General features: G+C 54.0%; 11 protein-coding genes and 1 pseudogene. 10 read left to right on the top strand and 2 right to left on the bottom strand.

The genetic code is table 11. From position 1 onward, the window contains the following. The first annotated feature begins 1 nt into the window (after position 1). The 6 genes and pseudogenes from mnmE (at position 2) to BRW62_RS09530 (ending at position 7,747) form a co-directional block, all read left to right on the top strand. On the top strand, positions 2-1,408 hold the full coding sequence (gene mnmE / locus BRW62_RS09555) for a tRNA uridine-5-carboxymethylaminomethyl(34) synthesis GTPase MnmE (protein ID WP_198406256.1): 1,407 nt from the start codon (positions 2-4) through the stop codon (positions 1,406-1,408). Positions 1,409-1,412: 4 nt separating this feature from the next. Then, positions 1,413-3,143 (top strand): ABC transporter ATP-binding protein, encoded by a 1,731-nt coding sequence (locus BRW62_RS09550; RefSeq protein ID WP_099799238.1) that lies wholly within the window; start codon positions 1,413-1,415, stop codon positions 3,141-3,143. 130 nt (positions 3,144-3,273) lie between these two features. Beyond that, positions 3,274-4,313: pseudogene (locus BRW62_RS09545) on the top strand (rod shape-determining protein). Positions 4,314-4,326: 13 nt separating this feature from the next. Next, the gene (mreC, locus tag BRW62_RS09540) at positions 4,327-5,091 is read left to right on the top strand and encodes a rod shape-determining protein MreC (RefSeq protein ID WP_099799237.1); all 765 of its coding nucleotides are present in this window, start codon (positions 4,327-4,329) and stop codon (positions 5,089-5,091) included. Continuing rightward, complete coding sequence (mreD, locus tag BRW62_RS09535) at positions 5,057-5,584, top strand: rod shape-determining protein MreD (RefSeq protein ID WP_099799236.1); 528 nt, start codon at positions 5,057-5,059, stop codon at positions 5,582-5,584. The genes mreC and mreD overlap by 35 nt, the downstream gene beginning before the upstream one ends. Before the next feature lie 63 nt (positions 5,585-5,647). After that, a complete protein-coding gene (locus BRW62_RS09530) occupies positions 5,648-7,747 on the top strand; it encodes a M3 family metallopeptidase (protein ID WP_099799235.1) in 2,100 nt (699 codons plus the stop codon). Here the strand turns inward: BRW62_RS09530 and BRW62_RS09525 are convergent. After that, the gene (locus BRW62_RS09525; protein WP_099799234.1) at positions 7,739-9,385 is read right to left on the bottom strand and encodes an ABC1 kinase family protein; all 1,647 of its coding nucleotides are present in this window, start codon (positions 9,383-9,385) and stop codon (positions 7,739-7,741) included. The two genes, BRW62_RS09530 and BRW62_RS09525, sit on opposite strands and share 9 nt — an antisense overlap. 254 nt (positions 9,386-9,639) lie before the next feature. Here BRW62_RS09525 and BRW62_RS09520 point away from each other — a divergent pair, with 254 nt between their 5' ends. After that, positions 9,640-10,515, top strand: coding sequence for an S-methyl-5'-thioadenosine phosphorylase (locus BRW62_RS09520; protein WP_099799233.1), 876 nt, complete (start codon positions 9,640-9,642; stop codon positions 10,513-10,515). Here BRW62_RS09520 and BRW62_RS09515 read toward each other — a convergent pair. Beyond that, entirely contained in the window at positions 10,512-14,543 is a 4,032-nt protein-coding gene (locus tag BRW62_RS09515) for a GAF domain-containing protein (protein ID WP_099799232.1), read from the bottom strand. The two genes, BRW62_RS09520 and BRW62_RS09515, sit on opposite strands and share 4 nt — an antisense overlap. 659 nt (positions 14,544-15,202) lie before the next feature. Here BRW62_RS09515 and BRW62_RS09510 point away from each other — a divergent pair. Genes BRW62_RS09510 through BRW62_RS09500 form a run of 3 tightly spaced genes read left to right on the top strand, consistent with a single transcriptional unit; the run spans position 15,203 to position 16,763 of the window. Then, complete coding sequence (locus BRW62_RS09510) at positions 15,203-15,598, top strand: hypothetical protein (protein WP_198405987.1); 396 nt, start codon at positions 15,203-15,205, stop codon at positions 15,596-15,598. 37 nt (positions 15,599-15,635) lie between these two features. Beyond that, positions 15,636-16,472 (top strand): 1,4-dihydroxy-2-naphthoyl-CoA synthase, encoded by an 837-nt coding sequence (gene menB, locus BRW62_RS09505; RefSeq protein ID WP_099799230.1) that lies wholly within the window; start codon positions 15,636-15,638, stop codon positions 16,470-16,472. A gap of 42 nt (positions 16,473-16,514) precedes the next feature. After that, positions 16,515-16,763: a Ycf34 family protein gene (locus BRW62_RS09500; RefSeq protein ID WP_099799229.1), complete on the top strand. Its 249-nt coding sequence runs from the start codon at positions 16,515-16,517 to the stop codon at positions 16,761-16,763. Positions 16,764-16,770: the final 7 nt, after the last annotated feature.

Here is a 16,770-nt window from a genome sequence, read left to right as displayed (position 1 = left end):
GCTGCCTCTCAGTGACACCATTGTAGCGATCGCTACGGCTATTGTGCCCCAGCAAGGGAGTATCGGCATTGTTCGTCTCTCAGGAGCCAAAGCGGTTGCGATCGCTCGGTGTTTATTTGTCGCCCCCGGTAAACAGCCGTGGGACTCCCATCGCATTCTCTACGGCCATATTCGGGATCCAATGACTCAGGAGCAGGTGGATGAAGCCCTGCTGCTGCTAATGTTGGCACCCCGCTCCTATACCCGCGAAGATGTTGTGGAGTTTCATTGCCACGGCGGCATGATTCCCGTACAGCGGGTTGTACAACTCTGTGTCGCGGCGGGAGCACGCTTAGCGGAGCCTGGGGAGTTTACCCTGCGAGCCTTTTTGAACGGTCGGCTGGATCTCACCCAAGCCGAAAGTGTTGCTGAGCTCGTGGCAGCGCAATCCACAGCCGCTGCACGAATTGCCCTTGCAGGGTTAGAGGGGAAACTCGCCCGCCCCCTCAAACAACTGCGCCAGACCTGTTTAGCCCTACTGGCTGAGATTGAGGCTCGCCTTGACTTTGCCGATGACCTGCCACCGCTTGACGCTGGTGCCATTGCTGAGCAAATCCATCACGTACAACGCCAAGTAGAGCAATTGTTAGCAACCGCAGAGGGCGGCCAACTCCTGCGCACGGGTTTGAAGGTGGCCATCGTCGGTCGCCCCAACGTGGGGAAATCTAGTCTGCTGAATGCGTGGAGTCGCTGCGATCGCGCCATTGTCACCGACTTGCCAGGTACGACCCGCGATATTGTCGAGTCGCAGTTGGTCGTGGGGGGGATTCCCATTCAGGTACTTGACACAGCCGGAATTCGAGTCACAGAGAACGTGGTGGAGCAGCTTGGTGTGGAGCGATCGCGCCAAGCCGCCTTGAGTGCCGACATTGTTCTATTTGTCCTAGATGCCAGCCAAGGGTGGACCGCAGCGGATCAGGAGATCTACGATCAGTTAAAGTTAGCTGAGCGCCGCCAACAGTCCCCCAACGCTGTCCTCATGGTTGCCAACAAAGAGGATTTACTGCCCGCTGCGGCGAACTGCCATGATCTGCACCTACCCATGGCACCCATTCCCACAGTGTTCCTGTCTGCCCTTACCCAAACCGGCATCAACCATCTAGAAACAGCGATCTTAGACTTAGTGCACGGCCATAACCTGCACGCTGCCAACTTAGAGTTTGCCCTCAATCAACGCCAAGCCGCCCTACTGCAACACGTTCAGCATTCATTAACCCATGTGTTACAGGCCATTGATGAGCAACTGCCCCTCGATTTTTGGACCATTGACCTGCACGCAGCGGTACGCGCCTTGGGCACACTGACGGGGGAAGATGTGACTGAATCCGTGTTAGAACAAATCTTTAGCCGTTTTTGCATTGGAAAATAGCCCCATGCTCTGGAATGCCAGCTACCGTCCGCTGTTTCCCTACATCCTTCCCCATCGGCGACGGTTGGCAGTGGCCTTCCTCTGTACCTTGGGCTATGTCTCCACTATGCCGGCGATCGCCTACCTCATTGGCCAAGCCGCCAAGCTCATTGGTGCAGGAGATCTCCGGGGGCTGATCCAGTGGTGTGCCGCCTCCTCACTGTTGTTTATTGGTCGCAGCGTTTGCCAGTTTGGCCAGGATGTCTTAATGGCCGATATTTCTCTGCGCATTGTCTATGATATTCGCCTTCGCCTCTATCGGCACCTGCACCGCTTAGGAGTGGACTATTTTGAAACCGCTGCCACTGGGGATCTCACCTATCGGCTCACCGAAGACGTGGATCGCATTGGTGAGGTCATTAACCGCAGCTTTCACCGCCTCGTGCCCTCAGCCCTAACCACTATTGCCGTCATTGGCTACATGTTTTTGCTCAACTGGCAACTAACCCTGGGCACCATGATCATTGCCCCGTTGATGACCTTTCTCATTGGTTGGTTTGGCAATCGCCTCATGCGCCAGTCGCGGCTGAGTCAAGATCGAATTGCCAGTTTAGCCTCCCATTTAACCGAGGTCTTTTCCGGGATCCGTCTAATCAAAGCCTTTGCCGCCGAAGACTATGCAGTGCAACAGTTTGAGCAGCAAGCGGACAAAAACCGCCGTGCCCGTTACCGCGCCGATCGCATCAAAGCCATGCAGTATCCCGTGATTGGGTTTCTAGAAGCCTTGAGCATCATGCTGCTATTTATCCTTGGGGCATGGCAAATCAACGCTGGCCACCTCACCGGTCCTGAATTCCTTAGTTTTGTGGCGGCGGTAGCGCTGCTGATGGAACCCATTAATATGGTTTCAACCGACTACAACGAACTGAAGGTGGCGCAAGCCTCCGTAGATCGCAGTTTTGGCCTACTGGCGATCGAGCCGACCATCAAAGAGGCCACCAATGCCCAACCCTTACCCGCTATTTCCGGAAAAGTCGAGTACCGCGACATTACCTTTGCCTATCAGCCCGGACAACAGGTGCTGCAGCACTTTAGCTTGATGGCCTTTCCGGGAGAGGTAATTGCCTTGGTGGGGCACTCTGGCGCGGGTAAATCCACCATTGTCAACCTTCTACCCCGCTTTTACGATCCCCAAGCTGGTACAGTACTGGTGGATGGCATTGATGTTAAAACCGTCACCCTAAAAAGTTTGCGGCAACAGATTGGCATTGTCCCCCAGGAAACCATCCTCTTTTCGGGCACCATTGCCGACAATATTGCCTTTGGTCACAATCAAGCGGATTATGACTTACTCATTGAAGCGGCAAAAATTGCCAATGCCCATGACTTTATTTCGACGTTTCCCGATGGGTACCAAACGTGGGTAGGGGAGCGCGGGGTGAACTTATCCGGGGGGCAGCGGCAACGGTTGGCGATCGCCCGTGCCGTCTATGCCGATCCACGCATCTTAATTTTAGATGAAGCCACCTCTGCCCTTGACTCCGAATCCGAAGCCTTAGTACAAGATGCCCTTGAGCGTGCCATGAAAGGTCGAACCGTATTTATCATTGCCCATCGCCTTGCCACCGTGCGCCGCGCCGATCGCATTCTGGTGATTGAGCAAGGGCGCGTCATTGAATCCGGTACTCACCACGAACTCATAGCCAGCCCCTCTCGCTATGCCCAGTTTTATGCCCACCAGTATTTTCATGGATAGCCTGAAACAGTCTTTAGAGGCAGTTGACCCGCAGCAATTTTCCAAACAAAACGTACTACAATCTTGCCATTACACGTCTCGGTAACAACCCTGTTACAATTAGCGCGTTCAATAGAAGAGGTGCACCATCGTGGGAGTATTTAGTCGGCTATCACGGGATATTGGCATTGATCTAGGGACAGCCAATACATTAGTTTACGTTTCTGGTCGGGGGGTAGTCTTAGAAGAGCCGTCGGTGGTGGCTATTGACCAAAATAGTAAGCAAGCCTTGGCTGTAGGTACCGAAGCCAAACGGATGCTAGGGCGTACCCCCGGAAATGTGGTCGCCGTGCGCCCCCTGCGCGACGGGGTGATTGCCGACTTTGAACGTGCCGAGTTAATGCTCAAACACTTCATGCGCCAAGTCCACGGCGGCAAGAATCTCTTTGCCCCCCGGGTGGTGATTGGCATTCCCAGTGGTGTGACCGGGGTTGAGCGGCGTGCCATTGAAGATGCGGCTCGAGGCGCAGGTGCCCGTGAGGTGTATCTCATTGATGAGCCAGTGGCCGCTGCCTTTGGTGCCGGTCTGCCCGTCGAGGAACCCACCGGTAACATGATTGTGGATATTGGCGGTGGCACCACAGAAGTTGCCGTTCTCAGCTTGCAAGGCACTGTACTCAGTGAGTCCGTCCGTGTGGCCGGCGATGAAATTTCCGAGGCAATTGTCCAATACCTGAAAAAAGTTCACAACCTGATCATTGGCGAGCGCACCGCCGAAGACATCAAAATCCGCATTGGCTCTGCCTACCCCAACGACAGTTACGACTCTGAAGCGATGGAAGTACGTGGCCTGCATCAGCTGTCAGGGCTACCACGTACCGTAGTGGTCAAATCCGAAGAAATCCGCGAAAGCATGGCGGAGCCGTTACTCGTGATTATCGAAGCCATTAAGCGCACCCTTGAGCGAACCCCCCCGAGTTGGCTGCCGATATTGTTGATCGCGGGATCATGCTGGCAGGGGGTGGGGCACTGCTGCGTGGTCTGGATACGCTCATTAGCCATGAAACCGGCATTGTGGTGCACGTGGCCGCCGACCCACTCCGTTGCGTTGTTATGGGAACGGGGCGTGTGTTGGAAAACTTTAAAGACCTCGGGCGCGTTTTTTCGGCTCAACCCGCCATTATCGGTTAAGGATGAAGTCATCATGGCCGTTTTTTGGCGTTGGTGGGGACGATATGCGGGGGGGCTGTTGCTGACCGTGCTGATTTTAATAGGGGCATGGATTTTACGGGAAACCAATGGTGCCGCCATCCGCGAATTTTACCGTCTGCTCAATTTGCCCTTGCAACAGCGTGGGGATGAGCAGCAATCATTGATCCAAGCTCGCACATGGCAGTTAGAGCAGCAATTGGCGGAGCTACAGGCAGAAAATGCGCGACTGCGGCAACTCTTAAATACACCGATGCTGCCTAACTTAGAGGGGCGCATTGTACCGGTGATTGGCCGTAGTTCAGATCAGTGGTGGCGATTCCTGCTGTTGGGGGAAGGCAGTCGTCAAGGGCTGAGCATTGGTGGCGTGGTCATTGGCAATGGCGGTCTGGTGGGTCGCATTACTAGCATTACCCCTAATACCAGTCGCGTGATGTTACTCACGGATCCGGCCAGTCGCATTGGCGTGGTGGTTGGCCGCACGCGGCAGATGGGGATTCTGCGCGGACAACTCAATCAGCAGGTGATTGTTGAATTTTTGGAGAAAGATCCGAAAGTACAGCCGAAAGATACCCTCTTTACCTCTGCCCTCAGTAGCCTTTTTCCGGCGGGTATTCCCGTAGGTGAGGTGCAGTCGGTCGAGCTAGAGGATCCCACCCGTCCCCATGCCACTGTGATATTGGGGGCACCGATTGATCGTTTGGAATGGGTCACTGTGATTCCCTATGCTGAATCGACAGACACATTTACGCCAAACTAGCCTTAACTGGTTAGTGATTACCGGGTCGGTGGGCGTTTGCACGCTGCTGAGCCTGATTCATGTGCCTGCTCTAGAGGTATTAGCGCCTGACTGGTTTTTGATTTGGGTTGTGGGTTGGAGTGTCAAGCGTACCGTTTGGCAAGGGGTGATTGCAGGTGTTGCCCTCGGCTGGATCCAAGATGGTCTGACAAGTCCTCACCCAAGTCATGCCGTTGCCTTGGCGCTGGTGGGTGGCCTTACGGCACTGATGCAGAAGCAGCGGTTTGTCTCCGAAGATTTTATTTCGATTGCCCTGATTACCTTTGCCATGGCGATGATCAACCAAACGATCATAGCGATGCAAATGAGCGTTAGTACTGACTTGCCTCTACAGGATATTTGGCAGCACCATCGCCAAGTTGCCCTCAGTTCGGCAATTATGAGTAGCCTGTGGGCACCGTTGGTCTATGCGCCTCTCAACCGCTGGTGGTCGTGGCTGCAGGAGCAAGAGTAAGGCCAGACCAAGGTTATCATGGGGAAAGTGTCGATAGCATGAATAATCTGGAAAGGTTTTGGCATGATCGTTGCAACCACGCCTCACACTGAAAATCCTCTATTGCGTGGGGATGGGTTCCCCCCCTTTGATCAAATTCAGGTGAGCCATGTTGAGCCAGCGGTGACTCAACTCCTGCAAGAACTCAGCCAAGCGTTAGAAACCCTTGAACAATCGCTGACCCCAACTTGGGACGGGTTAGTTGAACCCTTGGAACGGCTGGGCGATCGCCTCGGCTGGACATGGGGAATTATCAGTCACCTAACGGGGGTGAAAAATAGTCCAGAACTGCGACAGGCCTACGAAAGGGTTCAGCCGCAGGTCGTGGAGTTCTACACCCGCATGGGGCAATCGCGCCCCATCTATGAAGGCTTTAAGGCCATTGCCGCCAGCCCAGAGTTCAAAGAGATGACTCCTGCGCGTCAGCGCATTGTGACGGCTGCCATCCGCAATGCGGAGCACAGTGGTGTGAGCCTAAGCGGTGAGGCCAAGGAGCGGTTTAATGCCATTCAATTAGAACTAGCAGAGCTTTCGACCCAATTTTCCAACAACCTACTGGATGCCACCAAAGCCTTTCGCCTCAAGCTCACGCAACCAGAGGAGGTGGCGGGGCTGCCCCCCAGTCTGTTGGCCTTGGCAGCCCAAACAGCGCGGCAGGATGGCGAGGAAACCGCAACCCCAGCCCAAGGACCGTGGCATATTACACTCGACTTTCCCAGCTTTGGCCCATTTATGCAGTATAGCCAACGCCGCGATCTGCGGGAGCAGGTCTATCGTGCCTATATTTCCCGTGCTAGCAGTGGCGAGTGGGACAACCGTCCGATCTTGGAGCGCATTTTAGCCCTGCGGCTCGAAGAAGCAACGCTGTTAGGGTTCGAGACCTATGCCGAGCTGAGTCTGGCTAGTAAAATGGCGGACAGTGTGGCCAGTGTTGAAACACTGCTGGAGGAACTCCGCCAAGCAAGCTATGCCGCAGCAGCCCGTGAATTAGAGGAATTACAGGCCTTTGCGGCGGCACAAGGGGCACCTGAGGCCAAGGAACTGCAACACTGGGATATAGCCTACTGGGCTGAGCGGCAGCGGGAAGCTCTGTTTGCCTTCAACGATGAGGAGTTGCGTCCCTACTTCCCCTTGCCCCAGGTACTTGAGGGACTATTTAGCTTGGTGCAACGACTCTTTGGGGTCACGGTTGTTGCTGCCGATGGTCAAGCGCCGGTGTGGCATCCCGATGTCCGCTTTTTTGCCATTCTGGATGAAAATAACCTCACGATTGCCCACTTTTACCTAGACCCCTACAGCCGTCCAGCCGAGAAACGGGGTGGGGCATGGATGGATGATTGCCTAGGGCGTGCTAAGTACCGCTACCAAGGGGAGTGGCGTACTCGCTTACCGGTGGCGTACTTGGTCTGCAATCAAACCCCGCCCGTGGATGGTCAGCCTAGCTTAATGACGTTTGCGGAGGTGGAAACGCTCTTCCATGAGTTTGGCCATGGGTTGCACCACATGCTGACCCAAGTGGATGAGGCGGGGGCGGCTGGCATTAACAATGTTGAATGGGATGCGGTGGAGCTACCCAGCCAGTTCATGGAAAATTGGTGCTACCATCGCCCCACCCTCTTTGGGATGGCTCGCCACTACGAAACGGGAGAACCCCTGCCAGAGCACTACTACGAAAAACTGGTGGCGGCTCGCACCTATCGGGCGGGCAGTGCGCTGCTGCGACAGCTGCACTTTAGCTTGTTGGATCTGGAGCTTCACCATCGGTATCGCCCGGATGGCAATGAAACCCCTCAACAGGTGCGCGATCGCCTCGCTCAGACCACAACAATTTTGCCTCCCCTCCCGGAAGATGCGTTTTTGTGTAGCTTTGGCCATATTTTTGCCGGAGGCTATGCGGCGGGTTACTATAGCTACCTTTGGGCTGAGGTTCTGAGTGCAGATGCCTTTGCTGCCTTTGAAGAGGTGGGGCTGGAGAACGAAGCAGCGATCCGGGCTCTGGGGCGTCGCTATCGCGATACGGTCTTGGCACTAGGGGGGAGTCGCCCGCCGATGGAGGTTTTTAAGGCGTTTCGCGGGCGGGAACCGATGACAGCGCCGCTGCTGCGCCATCGCGGCTTACTGTAGTCGCTGTAGCCAGAGAAAGCGTAGCCAGTTGCGCAGCAGACCCACGCTAGCTAAACCCGCTAGGGTAAAACAGGCGATCGCCCCCCCAGGCGCTTGAGCGAACCATAGCACCGTCCCCGCTAAGAGGGTAAAGCCACTCAAGCCTAAGTAGAGGAGGCACACCAGTAAGCGTTCAATACGGCGTAGTTGGCGATCGGTGGTTGGCGTGCGCACCGAAACCTGTAGCTCCCCCCGTGCCAGCCGGTCTTCTAAGCGTTGTAAGCGCACCTCAAGGCGGCTGGGGTGTTGCAGGCGGTGGTTGACGAAGGTCTGAGTTTGCCGGAGCAGTTCGCGCCAGCCTCCGCGGGCAGGATTCATGAGTTCTTTGACAAAGGGCTGAGCGGCAGCGGTGAGATTATACTGCGGGTCTAGACTGCGGGCAATGCCATCAAGCGTGGTCAAGGATTTGAGAATGTAGGTCATTTTGGCGGGCAGGCGGAAGGGTTGCTGCTCAAAGAGGGCATAGACCTCCTGCTGTAATTCAGCAAAGACCGCTAGATCCACAGGCCGCTCCGTAAAGCGATCCAAGATGAGCTGCATAATTCGCTGTAGAGGTGTCATGTCCGCCACGGGGGTGATTAAGCCCATCTCTATCAGGGCGGCAATGACGCGATCGCTATCCTTGTTGAGCACGGCAAAAAACGTTTGCACCATCTGCTGCTGGTTAAGGGCGGGGACATCGGTCATCATGCCGTAGTCATAGAAAATTAAGTCCCCCTCGCTGCTGACGGCTAAATTACCGGGGTGCGGGTCGGCATGAAAAAAACCGTCGATGAGTAATTGCTTGAGATAGCAGCAAATGCCCCGCTGGTTGATGAGGCGGGGGTCAAGCCCAACGGCTTCGATGGCTGCACGGTTATCAATCCGAATGCCGGGCACATACTCCATCGTCAGGATATAGCGGCAGGTGTGCGTCCAATAGACTTTGGGTACCCGAATGTGGGCATCGTGGCGAAAGTTAGCCTGAAAGCGATCGGCATTCTCTGCCTCTTGGAGGTAGTCAATTTCCCGCAATAAAATGCTAAAAAACTCTTCGTAAATGTCCTGAAGGGCGTAGGGACGGGTAAAGGGCAGCCAGCGATCGCCCCAGCGGATGATTTCACCAATGGCCACGTAATCTAAATAAAGTTGAGACTCTAGGTTTGGACGCTGTACCTTGACGACCACCTCGTCGCCACTAAAGAGCCGCGCCCGGTGCACCTGTCCTAAGCTAGCAGCGGCTAGGGGGTTGGGGTCAAAGCGCGCAAATAGATCCTCAAGGGGTTGACCTAGGTGCTGTTCAATCAGGGCGATCGCCACGTGTGAGTCAAAGGGCGGTACTTGATCCTGCAACGTTTTCAGAGCGTCAATATAGGCCAACGGCAGCAGATCAAACCGCGTGGACAAAAACTGACCAATTTTAATAAAGGTGGGGCCTAGGGTGAGCAACTGCCGCACCAACCAGCGGGCGCGGCGGCGTTGCTGAGCAGGACTGCGACGCTGCCAAAGGTGATCCCACAGCAATTGATGACCAAATACACCCAACACCCGCGTAATCTGACCAATGCGGCGCAGAATGAGCCAACGGTTGGGACGATAGACAGCGGGAGTGAGCGGCATGAAACAGGTATCACCAAATCAGTATGCTCTACCGAAGACAAGATTCATCAGGTTCATGGGTTAATTTGCATCTAGGAAACAGTATTTCTCATCTAGCGGCTTCGCTCAAATCTACAGTATTCCCGAGTATTCTGGAACTCGTTTTGACAAAGGAACCCAGAGTGTTGGTACTCTAACTTGTCTAACTTGCTATCAATCCCCCTGTGATGGACGAGGCATGGTAAGCTAATCCCCGTGAGTGTTTAAGGAACATCATGTCCCCTTCCCCAAAGATTGGCATTATTGGCGGTAGTGGTCTCTACAAAATGGAGGCTCTCACAGAGGTCGAAGAGGTGCGACTAAGTACCCCCTTCGGCGATCCCTCCGATGCGTTTATTTGTGGGCGGATTGGCGATGTTCCGGTGGCCTTTTTAGCTCGCCATGGCCGAGATCACCACCTGTTACCAACGGAGATTCCCTTTCGCGCCAATATCTACGGGTTTAAGTCCCTTGGTGTGGAGTACCTGATCTCGGCTTCAGCGGTTGGCTCCCTCCAACAGGAGGTAAAACCCCTTGACATGGTGGTGCCCGATCAGTTCATTGACCGCACTCGCAATCGCATTTCCACCTTTTTTGGCGATGGCATTGTGGCACATATTGGCTTTTCTGAACCCATTTGTTCTGCGCTTGCCGCGGTATTAACCGCAGCCATTAGGGATTTGAACCTACCCGAAGTGACGCTGCACCCACGGGGTACCTATGTGTGCATGGAAGGCCCTGCCTTTTCTACATTGGCAGAGTCCAATCTTTATCGCTCTTGGGGGGGAACGGTGATTGGCATGACGAACCTGCCGGAAGCCAAGCTGGCGCGGGAGGCGGAAATTGCCTACGCCACCCTAGCGTTAGTGACAGACTACGACTGCTGGCATCCAGAGCATGACTCGGTAACGGTGGAGATGATTATCAGCAACCTACACCGCAATGTGAAAAATGCCCAAGCCATTATTTGTGAGACAGTGAGGCGACTGGCGGCTCATCCCCCTGCTTCCAAGGCACATCACGCCCTGAAAAATGCTATTTTAACTCCCCTAGATAAGGTACCTGCACAAACGAAGGAAAAACTCAGTCTGCTGCTGGCTAAGTACTGCTAGGGCGCTAACGGGTCGGATGGGTATGTACCCGCCTCGTCAGCCTCTGTGTCACAAAATTGTGGGTAGGTAGATTTTGGGCTTAGGCAGCGACAGCGATTGAGGGCATCGGCAAGAGCCTCAAGTTTAATGGGCTTGCTCACATAATCGTCCATGCCTGCTTGAAAGCAACGTTCGCGATCGCCTGCGAGAGCATTGGCGGTCATGGCAATAATCCAAGGCCGCTGACTGGGCGGCCATTGGTTGCAGATCCGTTGGGTGGCTTCTAGGCCATCCATCTTCGGCATTTGCACATCCATGAGAATGACATCGTAGGGGCGCTGTTTCAGGGCTTCAAGGACTTCAGCCCCATTGGCCGCAACATCCGCACGATAGCCCATCCGCTTGAGGATGTGCAGCGCTACTTTCTGATTGACTGCATTATCTTCAGCAAGCAGAATCCGCAGGGGAAAGCGCACTGCCAAGCTGGGGTCAATGACGGATGCTGACACAGCAGGCTGTTGACTGGGGTTGGGGTTCAAAACCTTCACTAAGGTTTGCCGCAGTGCACTGGGGCGGATCGGCTTGGTAACGTGGGTGGTAATGTGTTCCTTGTCACTGGCGGTTTCTAGCCAACTCAAGGGAGTGAGGAGAATGACTGGGCGATCGCCCCGCTCAAGTCTGGTGGCTAGCTGCACCCCTGTCATGTGCCCCAAGGAGAAATCCAGCAGGGCAATATCCCACCTAGGAGCCTCCTGTAGCACCTGATCGGCATCCCCATAGGGGAGAGGCACCATCCCCCAGTCCTGTAATAGGGTGCAGAGATTCTCACGGCTGGCAGCATTGTCATCCACTACTAAGACGCGCCGCCCTTGTAAACAGGGGACAGCAGGCGGCGGTTTAAAGGGAACCGGGTCAACAGCCGAAATTGTAAATGTAAACGTTGTCCCTTGGCCTAGGCAACTGTCCACCTGCATGGTACCGCCCATGAGTTCACACAACCGTTGACTAATCACCAGTCCCAAACCCGTCCCCCCATACTCACGGGTAGTGGAGGCATCAACTTGGCTAAAGGGCTTGAAGAGGCGATCGAGGCGATCGCTAGGAATGCCAATCCCCGTATCTTGAACTGCAAATTGTAACGTTTCGCTATCAGAGACATAATCCACCTGGACGAGCACATGCCCCTCAGGGGTAAATTTAATGCCATTACCCACTAAGTTCACTAGAATCTGGCGCAGGCGGGTGACATCTCCCTTAACCTGGGCGGGGGTTCTTAGTGTGCAGGTGTACAGTAACTCCAGGTGCTTTTCTTCTGCTTTGCTGGCCAGTAAGCTCAACACATCCTCAACACACTCGCGGACATCAAAGGGGTGTTGCTCAAGCACCAGTTTGCCAGATTCAATCTTAGAAAAGTCGAGAATATCGTTAATGATGGTGAGCAGCGCCTCACCAGCTTGGTGGAGGGTTTGCAAAAAGTCCCGCTGTTGATCGTTGAGGGGGGTATCTAAAAGTAAGTTGGTAAAGCCCAAGACCGCATTCATGGGGGTGCGGATTTCGTGACTCATTGTGGCCAAAAACTCACTCTTGGCACGGTTGGCCAGCTCTGCCTGTAACCGCGCTTGCTCCAGTTCTTGGTTTTGCTTGGCCAGTAATTGTCGCTGCTGCTGTTCGTGGTGCAGCAGGTCTGCCTGGGCGATCGCAATCCCCACTTGCGCCGCAACGGCTTCAAGGAGTTCAATTTCTTCGGCAGTCCACTCCCGCTGGCGATCGCACTGGTGCAGACCAATAACCCCATTGGGTACCCCTTTATAGGACGTCCGCACGGCCAGCATCGATTTAATCTGAAATTGCTCTAATAGGGACGTGGCCATTCGCAACAGTGGGTCTTGACTGACATCATTAGAGACAATTGCCCTATCCGAGGCCAAGACGGCTTCGGCATGGGGGTTGCCTGCCACCGGTACATTGACACCAAACATCGATGCATAGCCCGGTTCTAGGTACTCCGCGACATTGGGGATCTGGGGCGGTGGCCCCGGCTCATAGCGATGAATTAAACAGCGGCTCACCCCAAGGGCACGGCCAATTTGACTGACGGTTGTATTAAAAATGGCCTCTGTATCTAAGCTCTGGCGAATTTGTTCCGTAATTTGGTTGAGTAACAACGTCCGCTGCATTTGCTGCTGGAGTTGTTGTCGCTGTCGGGTTTCCTGTTCCAGCAAATGCACCTGTGCTAGCCCAATTCCCACTTGCGCTGCCACACTACTGAGGAGGCTCTTAATCGCATCCGTCCATTGCCGTTGGCGATCGCATTGGTGCAACACTAGCAGACCATTGGGGCGGTTGCGATAGGAGGTTCGCACAATCAAGGCAGACCTGACACGCAATGCTATGCAATAGTCGTGAATGGAGGCTAAACGCGGGTCATTGGCCACATCCTCAAAACTCAGGATCTGATCAGAGATCAATGCTTGCTGTAGGAAATCAGCCCGCCCCAGCGCTAACCCTACGGTAGTTACCGATGGAATCCCTGGAGCGCAGTATTCCGCCACCAAGCTCACTGGAGAGGTGGCCTCTTCGTGGTACACAAAAAAAAGGCAGCGGCTGACATTTAAAGTCATGCCCACTTGCTGAACAGCGGTTTGACAGATGTGATCCCGCTCGATTTGCTGGCGAATTTCCTCCGTAATGCGGTTCAACAGCAGCGTCCGCTTCACCTGCTGCTGCAAGAACAGTTGCGCCCGCTGCCGTTCAGTGACATCACTTTGAATCCCGATGTAGTGCGTAATTTCACCCACTTCGTTAAAAATGGGTGAAATCGCCATTTCATTCCAGAAGGGTTTGCCATTTTTGCGGTAGTTGCGCAAAATCACGCGGCAGGACTGTCCCTTAGCAATAGCATTGCGAATGGCTTCAGCCCCCGGCTGGTGGCGATCGCGCCCCTGCAAAAAGCGACAGTTCTTGCCAATGACTTCAGGGGCGCGGTACCCTGTCATTCGCTCAAAGGCAGGATTCACATAAATAACTGGGTTATCCGGCTGACGATAATCGGTAATGACAATGCCATTGGTACTGGCAATAATGGCGCGCTCCCGTAACCGTAGTTCTGCTTCAATCTGTTTCTTGGCAGTGATGTCAGTGGCCAGAAACAGAAACCCCAGCAACTGCTTGCGGCCATTGCGAATGGGCGTTACCGAAAGGAGCACGGGAAACTGCGAACCATCCCGGCGAATATACCTCCACTCCCGCTCATCCGGCAAACCTCGCCGTGCCTGCGCCACAAACACCTCAAATCCCACTGGAATCGGTTCGCCCAACTGCTGACTCAGGAGTGTTGCATAATGTTCAACCTCCTTCGGATCATGGAATTGCTCAGGGGTTACTTTGCCCACTAATTCAGTAGCACTGTACCCCAACCATTCCTCAGCAGTGCGGTTCATAAAACTAATCGTGCCGTTGGTGTGAGTTGCAATGATGGCATGATTAGTGCTGTTAAAGATGGCTGCTTGTAAGCTACTCAACTGTTGAATGCGAGCTAGGTGCCCTTGGGTTGTCTCAAGATGATGACGGACTTCTAACTCACTAATCACTTGCCGGGCAAGGGTACGCAGTGTTTGAGCTTGTAACTCGGTTAACTGCCGGGGCTGGTAGTCGATGACGCACAGGGTACCAATCCGGTACCCTTGGGGTGTCACCAAGGGCATGCCAGCATAAAAGCGGATATAAGGCGGTCCTGTAACCAAGGGATTATCAGCAAAGCGGGCATCTTCCTTGGCATCGGCAACAACCATCAATTCCGATTGCAAAATCACATGGGCGCAGAAGGCTACATCACGGGGGGTTTCACAGGCATCTAGCCCGACTTTGGCCTTAAACCATTGTCGGTTGCGATCAACCAAGCTAATAAGGGCAACGGGGGTCTCACAAATAGCTGCGGCTAAATGGGTTATATCGTCAAAAACAGGTTCAGGAGCAGTATCAAGGATGTGGTACTGATCAAGGGCATATTGCCGTTCATTTTCATCGACTGGTATAGGAGCGGCAGGCATAACCCAAGTGACCGTTGATGTTAGGGTCTAATTTCTAGCTTAGATTATAGGAGTGATGTGGGCGGGCTAAAACCCCTCCGCTTTAGCGAGGGGATACAGCCAACTCAGGGGGCTTTAGCCCTCTCTATGTGTTAAACTATAGACGTGGAAAGTAGGCGTATCAACTACGCGAAGAAACATCCTAGTACGGAGAAATCCCGGCAAGTAAGTCACTACCGCTTTGGCGGCAAGCCTAAACCACTGCAAGCAATGGCAGGATGTTGAGCGTATCGAATTGGCTAGTGTTGAAAAGCGCGAAACCACGAACCGAAACATAAACGTAGTCCCAATAGCAGAAATGCTTGAGGTGAGTAGGGGGTCTTTGACTGCCCCCACCCGCATTAAGTTGTGGGTGACAGCTCAAGGGAAAAGCGAAGCAATGCGGCTTCAGCCCGTTGCGTAGCATCCTTTGGGAATCCCCTCTCTTTCAAGGAGGGGAGAAGTCAAAGGAATTTGTTTTATCAAAACCATGGCAAAGCAAAACCCACCTCAATTTACGTCTTAGACGGGAAGGCTCGCGCTGTACCCGGAACGGGGCAGTGTCGAGATTAAGTATTTGTAAAGTCATGGCTGGCGAAGCACTCTGCTAGCATGGAGGTATCGCCCGTGGTGTGGCTGTTATGAAATTCAATCGGCAAAATGTTGTGGTGGCGATCGCCTTGATCGTGAGTCTGAGCGGTGCTCTTGTCGTCCCTGTGGCTGTTGGCCAAAGTGGCGGTGGCCTACTAACGGCGGCTCAGATGCAAAAACTCAACCTCAGTGTGACGCAAAAACAAGCCCTACTGCGGCTGACGATGAAAACCAACGAGCGTATTTTAGGCATCCTCGACAGCAATCAACAGCGCCTGTTCCGCAATGCCATTAAGCAAGGTAAGTCCACGGGTGAAGCCATGGATATGGTGGCACTACGGCCAGAGCAGAAAACACAAATGAACAAAGTGATGCAAGACACCCAAGCTGAAATGCTAACCATTTTGACCACCGAGCAAGTCAAACAACTAAAAGGCTCCCGCTAAGCTCTCCGTTGACATTGATCCGTTGACATTGAAATTTATGAGCGATGTTCTTTGGCAACCCATAGACTGCTACAGCGATATTCTCTATCACAAAGCAGCAGGCATAGCCAAAATCACCATTAACCGCCCCCACAAGCGGAATGCCTTTCGCCCCCAAACCATTGCTGAGATGAGCCATGCCTTTGAGGATGCTCGCAATGATCCGAGCATTGGCGTTGTCCTCTTGACCGGAGCCGGCCCGCATACGGATGGGAAGTATGCCTTCTGCGCTGGTGGCGATCAGAGTATTCGCGGTGAGGCAGGCTACTTAGATGCGCAGGGGGTGGCACGGCTAAATGTATTGGACTTGCAACGGCAAATTCGCAGCTTACCGAAGGTCGTCATTGCGCTGGTGGCCGGCTATGCCATCGGTGGGGGGCATGTGCTGCATTTGGTGTGTGACCTCACGATTGCCGCGGAGAATGCCATTTTTGGCCAGACCGGTCCTCGGGTAGGTAGCTTTGATGGTGGGTTTGGCGCCAGCTACCTTGCCCGAATTGTGGGGCAAAAGAAAGCCCGTGAAATCTGGTTTCTCTGCCGTCAGTACACTGCTGCCCAAGCCCTAGAGATGGGGCTAGTGAATACGGTTGTGCCGGTGGCAGAACTGGAAGCGGAGGGAGTTCGCTGGGCAAAGGAGATTCTCGGCCATAGTCCCTTGGCGATTCGCTGCCTGAAATCGGCCTTTAATGCGGACTGTGACGGTCAAGCGGGTTTGCAAGAATTGGCGGGTAATGCCACGCTGCTGTACTACCTCAGCCAAGAAAGTGCGGAAGGGAAGCAGGCATTTTTAGAAAAGCGTCCCCCCAACTTCCAACAGTTTCCTTGGCGACCTTAAGGGATGCGTTAGAGTAAATGCATGGCATTGGGAGAATCCGCTATGTGCATCTGTGTCAATTGTGCCCTTGTGGATCGCTGCACCACCTACCATGCGGTTGAAGCACAGCATCAGCAGCCCCACCTGACCCTAGCCCCAGACTTCACGCCCATTGAACCCACTATTAACGTCAATATCCGCACCTACGGTGACGAAATTCAACTGGAGTGGGATGTGGTCGGCTGTGCTAGTTTCATGGAAGAGCAAGGTCGGTGGTCGCGTTTACGCCCTGGTGAATTAATTCCCACGTAGGAGTTAT

The organism is Thermostichus lividus PCC 6715 (assembly GCF_002754935.1).
GTDB classification, from domain to species: Bacteria; Cyanobacteriota; Cyanobacteriia; order Thermosynechococcales; family Thermosynechococcaceae; genus Thermosynechococcus; species Thermosynechococcus lividus.
This window is presented reverse-complemented; position numbering and strand designations above follow the sequence as displayed.